At 67.5% G+C, this 13,003-nt stretch carries 15 protein-coding genes and 1 tRNA gene; 2 read left to right on the top strand and 14 right to left on the bottom strand.

The genetic code is table 11. From position 1 onward, the window contains the following. Position 1 precedes the first annotated feature (1 nt). Both B0I00_RS12770 and rpmB read right to left on the bottom strand, forming a co-directional pair. On the bottom strand, positions 2 to 529 hold the full coding sequence (locus B0I00_RS12770; RefSeq protein WP_157812565.1) for a hypothetical protein: 528 nt from the start codon (positions 527 to 529) through the stop codon (positions 2 to 4). A gap of 164 nt (positions 530 to 693) precedes the next feature. Next, positions 694 to 978 (bottom strand): 50S ribosomal protein L28, encoded by a 285-nt coding sequence (rpmB, locus tag B0I00_RS12765; RefSeq protein ID WP_100867809.1) that lies wholly within the window; start codon positions 976 to 978, stop codon positions 694 to 696. Positions 979 to 1,080: 102 nt separating this feature from the next. Here rpmB and B0I00_RS12760 point away from each other — a divergent pair, with 102 nt between their 5' ends. Then, the gene (locus tag B0I00_RS12760; protein ID WP_100867808.1) at positions 1,081 to 1,536 is read left to right on the top strand and encodes a nucleoside deaminase; all 456 of its coding nucleotides are present in this window, start codon (positions 1,081 to 1,083) and stop codon (positions 1,534 to 1,536) included. Here B0I00_RS12760 and B0I00_RS12755 read toward each other — a convergent pair. From B0I00_RS12755 to B0I00_RS12700, 12 genes are all read right to left on the bottom strand, one after another. Beyond that, positions 1,533 to 2,237, bottom strand: coding sequence for a ribonuclease T2 family protein (locus B0I00_RS12755; protein ID WP_232730237.1), 705 nt, complete (start codon positions 2,235 to 2,237; stop codon positions 1,533 to 1,535). The genes B0I00_RS12760 and B0I00_RS12755 overlap by 4 nt on opposite strands. Next, positions 2,234 to 3,094: a carboxylating nicotinate-nucleotide diphosphorylase gene (gene nadC / locus B0I00_RS12750; protein WP_100867807.1), complete on the bottom strand. Its 861-nt coding sequence runs from the start codon at positions 3,092 to 3,094 to the stop codon at positions 2,234 to 2,236. Before nadC ends, B0I00_RS12755 begins: the two co-directional genes overlap by 4 nt. Before the next feature lie 41 nt (positions 3,095 to 3,135). Next, positions 3,136 to 3,468, bottom strand: a complete 333-nt coding sequence (locus B0I00_RS17195; protein WP_198519245.1) for a hypothetical protein — start codon at positions 3,466 to 3,468, stop codon at positions 3,136 to 3,138. 73 nt (positions 3,469 to 3,541) lie between these two features. Continuing rightward, the gene (locus B0I00_RS12740) at positions 3,542 to 4,336 is read right to left on the bottom strand and encodes a LytR/AlgR family response regulator transcription factor (RefSeq protein WP_100867806.1); all 795 of its coding nucleotides are present in this window, start codon (positions 4,334 to 4,336) and stop codon (positions 3,542 to 3,544) included. Positions 4,337 to 4,366: 30 nt separating this feature from the next. Beyond that, positions 4,367 to 5,524 (bottom strand): sensor histidine kinase, encoded by a 1,158-nt coding sequence (locus B0I00_RS12735; RefSeq protein WP_100867805.1) that lies wholly within the window; start codon positions 5,522 to 5,524, stop codon positions 4,367 to 4,369. 41 nt (positions 5,525 to 5,565) lie between these two features. Further along, on the bottom strand, positions 5,566 to 6,318 hold the full coding sequence (locus tag B0I00_RS12730) for a DsbA family protein (RefSeq protein ID WP_100867804.1): 753 nt from the start codon (positions 6,316 to 6,318) through the stop codon (positions 5,566 to 5,568). A gap of 11 nt (positions 6,319 to 6,329) precedes the next feature. Beyond that, positions 6,330 to 7,694, bottom strand: a complete 1,365-nt coding sequence (locus tag B0I00_RS12725; RefSeq protein ID WP_100867803.1) for a M48 family metalloprotease — start codon at positions 7,692 to 7,694, stop codon at positions 6,330 to 6,332. A 10-nt stretch (positions 7,695 to 7,704) separates the two neighbouring features. Beyond that, on the bottom strand, positions 7,705 to 8,661 hold the full coding sequence (locus tag B0I00_RS12720) for an alpha/beta hydrolase (protein ID WP_100867802.1): 957 nt from the start codon (positions 8,659 to 8,661) through the stop codon (positions 7,705 to 7,707). Between the two features lie 98 nt (positions 8,662 to 8,759). Then, positions 8,760 to 10,346, bottom strand: coding sequence for a PAS domain-containing protein (locus B0I00_RS12715; RefSeq protein ID WP_100867801.1), 1,587 nt, complete (start codon positions 10,344 to 10,346; stop codon positions 8,760 to 8,762). A gap of 59 nt (positions 10,347 to 10,405) precedes the next feature. Further along, complete coding sequence (locus B0I00_RS12710) at positions 10,406 to 11,674, bottom strand: MFS transporter (protein ID WP_232730236.1); 1,269 nt, start codon at positions 11,672 to 11,674, stop codon at positions 10,406 to 10,408. Between the two features lie 34 nt (positions 11,675 to 11,708). Continuing rightward, positions 11,709 to 12,209: an MmcB family DNA repair protein gene (locus B0I00_RS12705; RefSeq protein WP_100867800.1), complete on the bottom strand. Its 501-nt coding sequence runs from the start codon at positions 12,207 to 12,209 to the stop codon at positions 11,709 to 11,711. Between the two features lie 44 nt (positions 12,210 to 12,253). Continuing rightward, complete coding sequence (locus B0I00_RS12700) at positions 12,254 to 12,685, bottom strand: hypothetical protein (protein ID WP_232730235.1); 432 nt, start codon at positions 12,683 to 12,685, stop codon at positions 12,254 to 12,256. Positions 12,686 to 12,798: 113 nt separating this feature from the next. Between B0I00_RS12700 and B0I00_RS12695 the strand changes: the two genes are divergently transcribed. Further along, positions 12,799 to 12,875 (top strand) — tRNA-Arg (locus B0I00_RS12695). The last annotated feature ends 128 nt before the right edge of the window (positions 12,876 to 13,003 follow it).

Below are 13,003 nucleotides of genomic sequence, written 5' to 3'. Positions count from 1 at the left end.
GTCAGTTGACCATGCGCACCACGCGCACCCCGGGTTGGCCATCGATGTTGGCCATGAAGCCGCCCATGCTGGCGCGGCGCACCTTGATCGTCTGGCCCGGCTTGGCGAACTGGTGACGGCCTTCGGTCTGGCGCCAGCGGGCGCCGTCCTCGAGCACGAAGATCGCCATGCCGTCGTTCGACGATCGCACGGCGGTGATCTTGCCTTCGATCTCGTTCACTTCCTCGCCCCCGCCGAACAGCTTCAGCTTGGGCAACGAGATGCCGAACAGGCCGCGCCGGGCTTCGCGAATCGCGCCGGTATCGGTGACGACCAGGGCCTCTGCGTCCTTCGCCCGGCCCATAGCGGCGACGGTGCTGTCATAGCAGGCAAGGCGTGCCTCGGCCGCTGCAATCGCCTTGCAGTCGATCACCGCCTGGAACACCGCTGGCGTCGGAACGGGGTCGTCCTTGCCCTTGTCCTTGGCCAGGGACGGCGCCGCAACGGCCAGGCAGACGCCCGACATCACGGCCAGATACGATAGGCGCACGCGGCATCTCCCTCAGTTCGGAACGGTTCGCTCGGTCCAGAATGGCGCGCCGGACAGGGCGGCGTCAATGGCCCTTGCAGAGCGAACAGCGGACAAGCAAACGGGCGCGCGAAGCGATTCGCGCGCCCGTTTGCGAAGCCTGCGGCCGAAGCCGCGGCGTCAGATCAGGCAGCGGCCTTCTTGACCAGTTCGCGCTTCACCTTGAGCGCGGTGGTCGACAGCTTGTCGTCCGAAGTCTTGAGCAGCCAGTTATCGAGCCCACCGACGTGTTCGACCGAACGCAGGCCGTGGGTCGAAACGCGGAACTTGAAGCTGCGGTCCAAACCTTCCGACATCAGCGTGACGTTCTGCAGGTTGGGCAGGAACACGCGCTTGGTCTTGTTGTTGGCGTGGCTGACGTTGTGGCCAACCTGGCGGCCCTTACCGGTCAGTTCGCAGATACGGGACATGGCAAATCACTCGCTTGAATCTGTTGCACCCATGACGGGGAAGGCGCGCCCATACCGATTCACCCTTGCGGGGTCAAGCTGTTGCGGCCAATTCGCTTGGAAATGAGCCGCTGGCCACTCCCCGAACCGATGAAATGCGCGCTCGATCAGGCGCGCGCCGGCGAATCGGCAGGCGAAGTGCCGATCGGCGCCGTCGTGGTCAAGGACGGCGTGGTGATCGCTGCCGCGCACAACGCCCCGCGCACCCGCAGCGATCCGACCGCCCACGCCGAAGTGCTGGCGATTCGCGCCGCCGCGCAGGCGCTCGGCAACGAGCGGCTCGACGGGTGCGAACTGTGGGTCACGCTGGAGCCCTGCGCGATGTGCGCCGGCGCGATCAGCCACGCCCGGATCGCGCGTCTCTATTACGCGGCGCCCGACCCCAAGGGCGGCGCAGTCGATCACGGTGCGCGGGTGTTCCAGCACGAACAGTGCCTTCACGCACCAGAGGTCTATGCCGGCATGGGCGAGGACGAGGCGGCGGAGCTGCTGCGCGGGTTCTTCAAGGCCCGGCGCTAAAGGCCGCGCCAGATCTTCAGCGGCGTATCGTCCTTGGGACCGAAACTGCGCGCGCTGCAGGCCCGCGGCAGGAAGTCCCTGCCGTAACAGAGATAGAGTTCGCGAAGGTATCCGCCGTTGCCGACCACGACCCCGACCGAGGCACGCGGGAAAGCGGCGTTGGCAGCGGTGAATGCGCTGCGCAGGTCGCCCACGGTCAGTCCCGCCTTGCGCGACAGGCGATCCCCTTCGGGCAGGGTCAGCGAGTTCCAGAGGATCGATGCCACCTTGAAATAGCCCTCGGGCCGGCGCGCCATGCAGCTGCCGTGCTTGGCCCATTCGTGCTCGATCAGCCACGGCACCGGGGTCATGCACAGGTTGCGGCGGAGATCCTCCTGCGTCGGGCGTGGCTCGATCGCGCACCACTGCGGCGGGCGGCCCTGCGGCGCTTCGGGCCAAAGGCCGTGCAACACGAAGCCGAACCGACCGATGCGGGTGTTGCACTGGTAGTTGTCGGGATCCCTGGCGCGGGCGCCGCGGCAGAACTCGGGCGACCAGCTCACCGCCAGGGTATAGCCGCCGATGGGCGTACTGATGCGCGGGCCATCGGGTCGGGCCTGTTCGGGCATGGCGATCTTCGGCGGGACCCGGCACTGGTAGGCTTGGGCCGACGCGGGCAGGGGCGCCAGCAGTGCCGCCGCGGCAATGAGCGTGCGCCTCACAGCGGGGTGAAGTCGAGACCGATGTCGGCGGCCGGTGCGCTCTGCGTAAGGCGGCCGACCGAGACAAAGGTGACGCCGGTCGCGGCGATCGCGGCAATGGTGTCGAGCCGCACCCCGCCCGAGGCTTCGCACGGCACGCGGCCGCCGATCAGCGCGACCGCTTCGCGCAGTTCCGCAAGGTCCATGTTGTCGAGCAGGATGTGGCTGGCGCCGGCGGCCAGCGCCGGCTCGATCTGTGCCACCCGGTCGACCTCGCAGATGATGTCGCGGACCCCGGCGGAGCGGGCGCGGGCCACCGCCTCGCCCACGCCTCCGGCGACGAGGACGTGGTTGTCCTTGATCATCGCCGCGTCCCACAGGCCCATGCGGTGGTTCTGCGCCCCGCCCATCCGTGTGGCGTACTTTTCGAGGTGACGCAGGCCCGGAATGGTCTTGCGTGTGTCGAGCAGGGTGCCGTTCCCGGCCATCGCGTCGACATAGGCGCGGGTCATGGTGGCGATGCCCGACAGGTGCTGCACGGTGTTGAGCGCGCTGCGTTCGGCGGTCAGCATGGCCCGCGCGTTGCCCGACAGCCGCATCAGGTCGGTTCCGGCGGGCACCTGCATCCCGTCCTCGACCAGCACGGCAATGTCCATGTCGGGGTCGAGCGCGCGGAAGAACGCAGCGGCAATCGGCAGACCGGCCACCGTGATCGCGTCGCGGGTGTCCATCGCGCCTGAAAAACGCGCATCGGCGGGAATGACGCTTTCGCTGGTGACGTCGCGCCCGCCGCCGGGCAGGCCGACGCCGAGGTCCTCGTCAAGGGTGGCGCGCACGAAGGCGGCGAGGTCGAAGCCGGGCAGGGTGAAACTGGTCATGCCCCGGTCTGTCGCGCAGGCGGGCAGAATGTGCAACCGGTTCAAGGCCGCGGTTCGATCCGGTCCTCGTCTTCGATCCCGGCGTAGAGCATGGTCAGGCCGGTGTAGAGTACCACGGCGGCGACCAGCCAGCGCAGCGCCCCGACCGGCATGGTCTGGGGAATGATCCGGTCGGGAACGAGCTTGCGGAAATTGAGCCAGGCCAAGGTCGGCGCAAACGAGCCGATCCCCAGCGTGTCGAAGAAGTTGGTGACGCCGCCGACCGCCACCGCTTCGGGGAGCGGCGCGGCGCGCTGGCGAATCGCGGCCCGCACCAGCATGAACAGGAACAGCGCGGCGCCGATGACGAGCGGTACGAGCAATGCGACGAGCATCGACCTACCCTGCCCGGCAACAGGGGCCGGACAAGGGGATTGGATAATCGCCATGCCGTTACGGCAAGGAAGCTCAATGAACGAAGCGGGCCACCACGTCGCGATAGGACCGGCTGACCTTCACCTGGGCGCCCGAATCGAGCACCAGGAAGCATTCGCCGTTGGTGTGCGGCTTGACCTGGCGGACCTGGTTCAGGTTGACGATGGTCGAGCGGTGGACCCGCTGGAACACCCGCGGGTCGAGGCGGCGCTCGAGATCCTTCATGGTTTCGCGGAGGATAAGCGAATTGTCGCCGGTGTAGATGCACATGTAGTCGCCGGCAGCTTCGATGTGCTCGATCGAATCGACGTCGACGCGGAAGATCTGGCCGCGGTCCTTGATGTTGATCAGCTTTTCGTACCGGCCCGCCGCTTCGCTGTCCTCGGGCAGGGTCTCGATCGCATCGGGCGCGACTTCGGCGAGCACGGTCTTGAGCTTCTCGGCTTCCCCGGCGGCCTGCTTTTCGGCAAGGCGGGTGCGCACCCGCTCCATCGTGTCGGCCAGGCGATCCTCGTCGACCGGCTTCATCAGGTAGTTGACCGCGTTCGCCTCGAAGGCGCGGACGGCGTGTTCCTGGTAGGCGGTGACGAAGACGATCAGCGGCGGCTCGATCTCCATCACGCCCTTGACCACGCTGAACCCGTCGAAGCCCGGCATCTGGATGTCGAGGAAGACGAGGTCGGGCTTTTCGGTCTTGATCTTGCGGATCGCCTCGCGCCCGTTCGAGCAGGTGTCGATGATCTCGACATCGGGATACTTCTCGAGACGGAGCATCAGGCCCTGAATGGCCAGTTTTTCGTCATCGACGAGGATGGTGCGGATGGACATCGTGTAATCCTGGTTCAGCCGGCCGCTGCGTCAACTGGCAAGGGCCGGGCGTTTCGGGGCCGGGTTGGCCACTGGGGCCTCACGGCGTTCAAACGGTATCTCGATTAGGACGGCGAATCCCCCCTCGGGCGGCTCCATCGTTTCGAAGCGATGGGCATCGCCGTAAGCCTGGGCCAGTCGGTCGCGGATGTTGGCCAGCCCGACGCCGGTGGATACGTGTTCGCCTCCGTCAAAAGTCACGCCCGCAAATCTGTTGCTGGCGGCGCTCGATTGCAATCCCGGGCCGGTGTCGGAGACGGTGATGCGAAGGTTCTGGCCGACGAGTTGCGCCGAGATGGTGATCTCGGCCCCGGCTTCCTGCGGCGAAACTGCGTACTTTATGGCGTTTTCGACCAAGGGCTGGAGCAGCAGCGAGGGTAGCAAGGCGTCCTCGGTCACGGGATCGATTCGAAAACTGGTGCGCAACCGTTCTTCGAAACGCATCCGTTCGATCTCGAGGTAGAGCTTCAGCGTGTCCACCTCCTGCGCCACGGTGACCCGGCCGGTCGGCTCGTTGACCAGCGTGTAGCGCAGGAACGAGGACAGCCGGCTGAGCATGGCATTGGCCGGCTCGGTCTGCTTGAGGAGAACCAGGGTCGAGATCGAATTGAGCGTGTTGAACAGGAAGTGCGGGTTGAGCTGGTAGCGCAGCATGGCGAGCTGGGCCTGGGTGGCCTGGTTTTCCAGCTGGATCATCTGGTCGTTCTGCTCCTCGATCTGGAGGAAGAAGTTGACCATGTAGTACAGCGCCGTCCACGCCCCGAGCAGGGTCATGTCGATGTAGAACAGCCCGATGAACCGCTGGGCAAAGCCCGACCCGGTGTCACCGTAGTAAAGCCCGTTCACCCAGGCATCGACGAAGGCATAGATGAACACCGCGCCGGCCAGCACGATCCCGGTCACCCCCCAGGTGACCAGCGGGCGGCGGTTGATCAGCTGGCGGTAGACCACCGACAGGATGAGGGTGATCGAGAAGCCGGTGATCGTCGAGATGAGGACCAGCACCAGGAACGACAGCGAAAGCCCGTTCGCCAAGCCCGACATCGAACGCACCAGCATGGCCCCGCCCCAGCCGGCGGCCTGCAGGCGCCAGAACGCGCGGTTCTTGTTGGCGAAGAAGGGGATCGGACGGAAAGGCAGAACGGCCATACCGCTTCATCCTAGCAGATGTGGGGGGATTGGCTAACGCCTTACGTCTTGCGCGCGGCGGCGATCGCCTTGGCCAGCGCGTCCTTGCCGACCGCGCCGACCAGGACCTGGTCGCCCACGACCCAGCCGGGCGTGCCGTCGAAACCGAGCTGGCGGGCATAGGCCATGTTCGCTTCCAGTTCGGCGCGCACCTGCGGCTGGCGGGACACGGCCTGTGCGCGGGCAAGATCGAGACCTGCGCTGCGCGCGGCCGCCTCGACCGAGGCGGGATCGGTCCGGCCGAGCGCGAAGAGCGCGTCGTGGAACGCGAGGTACTTGCCCTGTTCGGCCGAGGCGAGACCCATCGCGGCGGCGGCCGGGCTGGTCGGCGCAATAACCGGCAGGTGCCGGATCACGACCTTCAGGTCGGGATTCTCGGCGATCAGTGCCTTGAGCACCGGCTCGCTCTGGCGGCAGTAGCCGCAGGCGAAATCGGAAAACTCGACCAGGGTAACCGAGCCCTGCGGGTTGCCCATCACGACGCCGGGATAGGGGGTGGTCAGCTTCCCCGCGATGCCGGCAAGCTGCTTCTGGCTGTCCTTCTCGCGCAGCTTCTCGACCGCCTGGGGCAGAACTTCCGGATGTTCGAGGAGGTAGGCGTGGACGATCTTTTCGATCGCCGCCTTCTGGCCGGGGCCGATTGCGCTGCGCTGGCGTTCGAAGGCCCAGCCGCCTGCCGCGCCCAGCAGGACCAGACCCGCTGCGCCGAGGAAGTAGTACAGGCGCGAGCGCGGCGGCTTGGAGCTGTCGGTCATGGCCGCGGGGCTTACCGGCGTTTGCGCTGGCGTTCAATCGCGGCGCGGGCCTGCATGGCGATATCCTGCGCGCGCAGCCAGTCCGGCGATTCCCTGGGCAAGGTCGCCTCGGCCGCCTCGGCGCTCTGCAGCGCGGCGCCGAACTGCTGCTGCATGACCTGCTGTTCGGCGCTGGCCAACCGCGCGCGGGGCATGTCGCCCTGCTGACCGTAGACGACGCCGAGCTGGTACCAGGCAAAGGGGTTTTCCCGATCGCGCGCCACCGCGGTCTTGAGGATGCGCTCGGCCTCGGGAAGGTTCGCCGGGGATTCGGTAGCAATCAGCGCGTGGCCGAAGGTCGTGGCGATCAGCGGCTGGTTGCCCGACAGTTCGGTCGCCCGGCGCAAGGGGGCAAGGGCGTCGGCAGGCTTGCCGGCCTCGAGCAGGATCTGGCCCTTCAGCTCGAGGAAATAGGGATCGTTCGGCGCCTCGGCCAGCAAGGCATCGGTTTCGGCCATCGCCTTGTCGAGGAACGCTTCCTTGTGGAAGGCATAGGCACGGGCGTAGCGCGCGGGCACGCCGGTGTCGCTGGCAGGGAAGGTCTGCAGCGCCGCCTTCGGCTCGGCCAGATAGCCGTAAAGCTTGGCCCGGGCGCGCAGGAACCGGGCCTGGAGCGCCGGATCGGCCGGCTTTTCCCAGCTTGCGTCGCGCTTGTAGATGTCGGTCAGGTTGGCGATGCGATCCCCGGTCATCGGGTGGGTCGAATAGAACTCGCTGTCGGCGTTGCGGATGATGCCGTGGCGCATCTCGAGGTTGCGCAGCTTCTGGAAGAAGGCGACCGAGCCGCGACCCGACATCCCGGCCTTCGCAAGATATTCGGCGCCGGCGGCGTCGGCCGCCTCTTCCTGCCCGCGGGAGAAGGCGAGGTACTTGCCCAGCGCGGCCTGCTGGCCGGCCATGATCACGCCCATCGCCGCCTCGCCGGCACCGGCGACCGCGGCGGCCGCGCCCAGCAGCAGCGACAGGATCGAGATGTTGCCCGCCGCCTTGCTGCCGGCATCGTTGATGATGTGCCCGCCGGTGATGTGGCCCAGTTCGTGCGCGATGACGCCCTGAACTTCCTCGGCGGTGGAGGCCTCGTTGATCAGCCCGGAATGGATGTAGATCGCCTGTCCGCCGGCGACGAAAGCATTGACCGACGAATCGTTGACCAGGACGATGTCGACGTTCCTGGGATCAAGGCCCGAGGCGGCGATCAGCGGGCGCGCCATGTCCTTGAGCAGCGCTTCGGTCTCGGCATCGCGCAGGATCGACTGGGCCTGGGCCGGCTGGGCGATCAGCGCCAGCGCCGCAAGGGCGGCGGTGCAACGAACGGCCAGGCGGTTGAGAACGCGCATCGCGTGGCTTCTAGCTTTCCGACGGCTTAATGACGGCTGAAGCGCCGGTGTGCGCTGTAAGGAAGGCGAGTACCGGGTCGATCACCCTGCGGTCGCGGCTGAACGGCGCGGCCAGCTTGATGACCGGATCCTCGTGGCTGAGCCCGGGCACGATCGCGGTCGCGACGACGGCGCCCTTGCGTTCCAGCGCCGCAGCCAGCGCGCGGGTGTTGCGCGGCTTGACCGTGCTATCGGCATCGCCCGTCAGGAGCAGCAGCGGCGGCGCATCGCCGCGGGCGAAGCGTACCGGCTGCGTCTGCTCTGCGGGACGGACATGGCCGAAGGCGCGGACCGTCGACGGGGTATCGAGCGGCAGGAAATCGTAAGGACCGGACAGTCCGATCACACCCCGGATCGCAGCGGCGGGAACCCCGGCGCGGTCGAACCACTGCGGATCGAGGCCCAGCATAACCGCGTTGTAGGCTCCTGCCGAATGGCCCATCAGCACGATCTGGTCGGGATCGCCGCCGAAGCGCGCGGCGTTGGCGCGGACCCAGGCGACCGCGGCGGCGCCGTCTTCGAGCATGTGCGGAAAGACCCCGTCGGGCGTCAGGCGGTATCCGGCCAGCACGGTGACGTAGCCTGAGCGGGCAAGTGCGCGCCCGACGAAGCGGTAATCCTGCGCCCGGCCGCTGTGCCAGCCGCCGCCGTGAATGAAGACGACCACCGGTTTCGGCGCGGGCGGGCCGGCATCGGGCGCGACAACCTCGATCCGCTGCGCACCGTGCGGACCATAGCGCCCGTCGTGCAGCGCCAGGCGCGTGCCCTGGATGCCTCCGGCCAGACGATCGACCCGGTCGAGCAGGGCGACGCCATTGGTGGCGACAGCGTAGCGGTAGGCGCCGTAAAGCGCCGCAACGACGGCGAGCGCGATCAGGATTACCCAGCCTGCCGTGCCCACTATCCCGCGCCCCGAACGTTTGCCCATCGCCGTGACCTAGCGGGATCGGCCGGCAAAGACAAAGGGCGCTGCCCCTTTGGGGAGCAACGCCCTTTCCTCTCGCAGTTACCTCAGGTCCGGACCGGTCAGCCCAGCAACTTCTTCGCGGCGCGTTCGAGCAGCGGCACGTCGTCGGCAATCTCGCCCAGCAGCACGACCTCGCCGCTCGGCAGGCGGCGCGCGATCAGCAAGGTGAACTCGCTGCCCTCGGCCGCGACCGCGTCGAGCGGCGCGTGATCGAGCTTGCGCAGTTTCCTGGCCAGGGCTTCCCGCGGGGTGTCGCGGCGGACGTCTTCCTTGCCGCTTTCCTCGCGCTTGAGGCGACGTTCCTCGCCGACCACGCCCTTGAGCCCGCCCGGCGCTTCGGCCAGGAAGCGACCAAGCTCGCCCTTGGCCACGCCCACGCGGTGCCCGTGGCTTAGCGCGGCGGCGTATTCGGCGAGCCGCGTCTTGTCGTATTCCGAACCGAAGACCAGTTTGACCACCGGGGTCATCTGCGCGCGGTCCTGCACGACCAGGCCCGAATCGGCGATCAGTTCGGCAAAGTCGTCCGGCGCCTCGGCTGCGGCGAGCGAGAAGTCGTAGGCGCGGCCGATCGCGGCATAGAGAGCGCTGCGAGTGCGGTCCTCCGACCCTAGCGCCACCTCGGCCAGTTCGCGCGCCGAGGCGAGCCAGTCGGCGAGGCCCATGTCGGCCTCGTCGCTCGCCGGCGCGAAGATCGATGCGGGAGCGAATTCATCGGAATCAATCGAATGGAAGTCGATCGGACGCGGCGCGGCGAGAGGTTCGTCGTCTTCCTCGTCGTCGTCGGTGGCGGCGACGATGCTGGACCAGCCGCCCGTGGCGAAAGCCGGTTCGGGCAGGTCGGTGGGATCGCTCACGCCGTCCTCGGCGTAGCTGCCGAGGTCAAGCACGTCGTCATCGTCGCTGGTGGCGCCGGTGGTCACCGCAGTCACGAAATCGGCCAGGTTGAGCGGTTCGTCGCTGTCATTGCCGGTCTCGGCAAGGGCCTCGGCCGGCCCGTCGGCCCAGTCGGGCATCGGGTCCTCGCGGCGAGCTTCGGTTGCCGGCGGCACCTCGAGCGCCTCGTCGATCTCGTTCAGCAGGGCATCGGTGGTGCGCTGGTCGGCCAGTTCCTTCCAGTTGATCACGCCGTAGATGAAGTCGATCGTATCGTCGTCGCTCGAGAAGGGCAGCAGGATCCCGCGGTAAAGGACCGTCTGGTCGCGCTGGTTGACGAATTCCGCCTCGAACCCGATCGGCGCTTGGTTGGCCAGGATCTGCATGTAGTGATCGGTGATTCGCGACAGCAGCGACCTGCTCGGCACGTCGTCCAGCGTCTCGATTTCGCCGCTTCCGCCGCATTCGGCCGCCAGGCGGTCGCCAAGGTAGCGGATCGAAGGTTGGTCGATGCCCTGGGTGAAGTCGAGCAGCACGCTATAGGGTGCGAAGTCCGGAAGATTTTCCGGTTCGAGATCCTCGATCGACGGAAAATTGCGGTTGTCGAGGAGGCTCGCCCAATGGTTGTAGGCGCGCACCTGCATGCGCCGCTCGTCCTGCCCGACCGGGCTGGGCGGCACCTCGTTAACGGTTTCGTCGTCGCCCGAATCGGCGACCGGCCAGTCATCGCTCAAGTCGTTTCGATCGAGGAATGAGCCGCGATACGTATCCATGTGGTTTCCCCACCAAGTCCCTTACCCGGCCGTTCTGGCGCAACATGGTAAACTTAGTGTTAAGTTGCGCCGACCGTGGAAACGCGGCCTTCCTCGCGCGCCGGCATCGGAGCGACGAAGGGCAGGGCCAGCGCGAGCAGCGCCATCAGGCCCGCCGCAGCCAGCATGGCCGGGGTCAGGCCGAGCGTGTCCGAGGCGAGCCCCATGGCATAGGCGCCCAGCGCCATCGCGCCGAAGGTAACGGCCTGGTATATCGACAGGCAGCGGCCAAGAATTTCCTCGGGGGAGCGCAACTGCATGGCAACGTTGAGCGTGGTCAGCACTGCGACCCAGCCGCCCCCGGCCACGAACGCGCCGCCAATCGCCAGGGCAACACTCGACGCATCGGCGACCAGCACGATCGCCGCGGCAAAGGCCAGCGATCCCGCGACGGTGACTGCTTCGCTGCCCCAGCGGCGCCGCGCGGCCGAGGTCCACAGCGCTGTGGCGATCGATCCGACACCGAAGGCCCCGAGGATCAGGCCATAGTCGAGTTCGCTGCCGTGCAATTGTTCGCGCACCAGCGCGGGCATCAGCGCCTGGTAGCCGGCGGCGCAAAGCCCGAAGGCAAAGCCGCGCCCCAGCACCCGGCGCAAGAGACTCGACCCGGCGCAGAACCGTAGCCCCTGCGCGACCGAGGCCAGAATGGGGCGGCGCGTGCGCGGCGGTGTCTCGGGCCTCCAGCGCAGCAGGACCGCGATCAGGGCGATGAAACTGAGCGAATTGAGCGCGAAGGCCAAGGCCGGGCTGGTCAACGCGATCAGCAGTCCGCCAAGCGCCGGCCCGACGCTGCGCGCGAGGTTGAAGGCGATCGAATTGAGCGCGATCGCCTGGGGCAAGTCGGCGTGCCCGACCTGCAACCGGACCGAGGCCTGCCAGGCCGGACCGTTGAGCGCCGTGCCGCAGCCCAGGAGTAGGGTGAAGGCCAGCAGCAACCATGGGCCGATTGCCCCCGCATAGGTCAGCGCGGCAAGCGCGGCCGAGACGATCAGCATCCCGGTTTGCGCGGCCAGCATCACCAGGCGTCGGTCGTAATTGTCGGCGATGGCCCCGGCAAATACGCCCAGCAACATGATCGGCGTGGTGACCGACGCCTGGATCAGCGCGATCAGCTGGTGCGACGTGGTCAGTTCGGTCATCAGCCAGCCCGCCGCGACCGACTGGATCATCGAACCGAGATTGGACGCGAGGTTGGCGGTCCAGATTGCGCGGAACGCGGGGTGGCGCAGCGGCGCCAGCGGACCGGACGTCAGGATGCGCTCAGGGGCTGGGGGTTGGAATTCGGCCAAGTGCGTTCGCGATAGGCCCTGTTTCGCAGCGGCGTCAATCGCCCCAGACCGCCAGGTTGGGATCGACGTGACCCAGCTGGCGGCGCAGGGCGGCGCGCGCCAGCCGTTCCACCTCGGCCTTGCGGCGCGCGGCGGCGAGCGGCACGGTGGGGGCCGGACGCAGGATTTCCGCGTCGTACCCGTCCGCCACGATCAAGCCGCAGCGTTCTGGGAGAAAGGCGTCAGTTTCCATGCAGGCGCGGTCCAGATGCGGGGCAAGCCCCCAGTAGAACCGGTCGCAATGGTCGAGGTAGTCGGTCCACTTGGCATCGCCGATCAGGTCGGCCTTGCTCACCTTGATCTCGACGATAACGAGTTGACCCTTGGCGTCGATGCCCATCAGGTCGGCGCGGCGACCCGAACGAAGCGGCATTTCGGCCATGCACCAGATGTCGTTGCGCGCGAACAGCCGGCAGATCCCGCGCGCCACGGCGCGGGCGGCCTTAAGCTCGTCTGCGCTGTCCGGGGACGAAGGAATCGGGGCAGGGCTGGCCATGCCCCTCCATACGAACAGATCAGGAACGGATCAAGGCCTCGCGGTCAGGCGAAGCGGGACGGCGCCAGGTTTGCCGACGGCGGGGCCAGGGCCAGCAAGGCGTTTCGCGCCGCAGCGAACTCCTGCCACAGGGCCAGCGCGGCGGGAGCCGGGTCGGCGCCGCGGGAGTGAACCGACAGCAGCGCGGCAAGGCCCGGCTCCATGATCGCCGACAAGTCGTCGATGCCCTGTTCGCACAGGTCGCGGCGCCAGCCGCCGGCATCGCGCATCGTGAGCGGGAAGTCGCGCATGCCGCCATGCGTGGGCTCTGCCGAGACGCCGGCCAGCATGGCGACCACACGGGCCGCGTCGTGCAGCGCGGACCATTTCAGGTCGAACGTGTTCGACGATGGATCCCCGTAATCGCCGTGTCCCGCATCCGGCACCGGCCCGCACAGGGGGCTGATCGGCGGAGCGAAGCTGGAATAGGCGTTCATGACGTGAGTCGTAAGCCGTCAGCCTTATCAAATCCCTAACTGCGCGCGCCGGTTCCCTCGATGGGTAAAAAGGCTGGCGCAAGCCCGTCGCCGCTGCTAACCGCCGGGCCCAGGCACCCGTAGCTCAGCTGGATAGAGCGCTGCCCTCCGAAGGCAGAGGCCACAGGTTCGAATCCTGTCGGGTGCGCCATTTCCTTTACCCACTGCATCGCGCGCGGTTCACCCGAAGAGGAAGTCGCTTGCGCCGAGCGTGCTGTATTGCAGGCTGTGGAAGATGATCATGTTGCCGCCGGGCAGGTCGAGCGCGCAGTCGCTGCC

Source organism: Novosphingobium kunmingense (assembly GCF_002813245.1).
GTDB classification, from domain to species: Bacteria; Pseudomonadota; Alphaproteobacteria; order Sphingomonadales; family Sphingomonadaceae; genus Novosphingobium; species Novosphingobium kunmingense.
This window is presented reverse-complemented; position numbering and strand designations above follow the sequence as displayed.

Bases quoted from the DNA above. Each gene is read 5' to 3' on its own strand.
- B0I00_RS12720 (WP_100867802.1), bottom strand. From the start codon at position 8,661: ATGGGCAAACGTTCGGGGCGCGGGATAGTGGGCACGGCAGGCTGGGTA.
- B0I00_RS12700 (WP_232730235.1), bottom strand. From the start codon at position 12,685: ATGAACGCCTATTCCAGCTTCGCTCCGCCGATCAGCCCCCTGTGCGGG.
- B0I00_RS12715 (WP_100867801.1), bottom strand. From the start codon at position 10,346: ATGGATACGTATCGCGGCTCATTCCTCGATCGAAACGACTTGAGCGAT.
- B0I00_RS17195 (WP_198519245.1), bottom strand. From the start codon at position 3,468: ATGCTCGTCGCATTGCTCGTACCGCTCGTCATCGGCGCCGCGCTGTTC.
- B0I00_RS12705 (WP_100867800.1), bottom strand. From the start codon at position 12,209: ATGGCCAGCCCTGCCCCGATTCCTTCGTCCCCGGACAGCGCAGACGAG.
- rpmB (WP_100867809.1), bottom strand. From the start codon at position 978: ATGTCCCGTATCTGCGAACTGACCGGTAAGGGCCGCCAGGTTGGCCAC.
- nadC (WP_100867807.1), bottom strand. From the start codon at position 3,094: ATGACCAGTTTCACCCTGCCCGGCTTCGACCTCGCCGCCTTCGTGCGC.
- B0I00_RS12740 (WP_100867806.1), bottom strand. From the start codon at position 4,336: ATGTCCATCCGCACCATCCTCGTCGATGACGAAAAACTGGCCATTCAG.
- B0I00_RS12730 (WP_100867804.1), bottom strand. From the start codon at position 6,318: ATGACCGACAGCTCCAAGCCGCCGCGCTCGCGCCTGTACTACTTCCTC.
- B0I00_RS12760 (WP_100867808.1), top strand. From the start codon at position 1,081: ATGAGCCGCTGGCCACTCCCCGAACCGATGAAATGCGCGCTCGATCAG.
- B0I00_RS12725 (WP_100867803.1), bottom strand. From the start codon at position 7,694: ATGCGCGTTCTCAACCGCCTGGCCGTTCGTTGCACCGCCGCCCTTGCG.
- B0I00_RS12735 (WP_100867805.1), bottom strand. From the start codon at position 5,524: ATGGCCGTTCTGCCTTTCCGTCCGATCCCCTTCTTCGCCAACAAGAAC.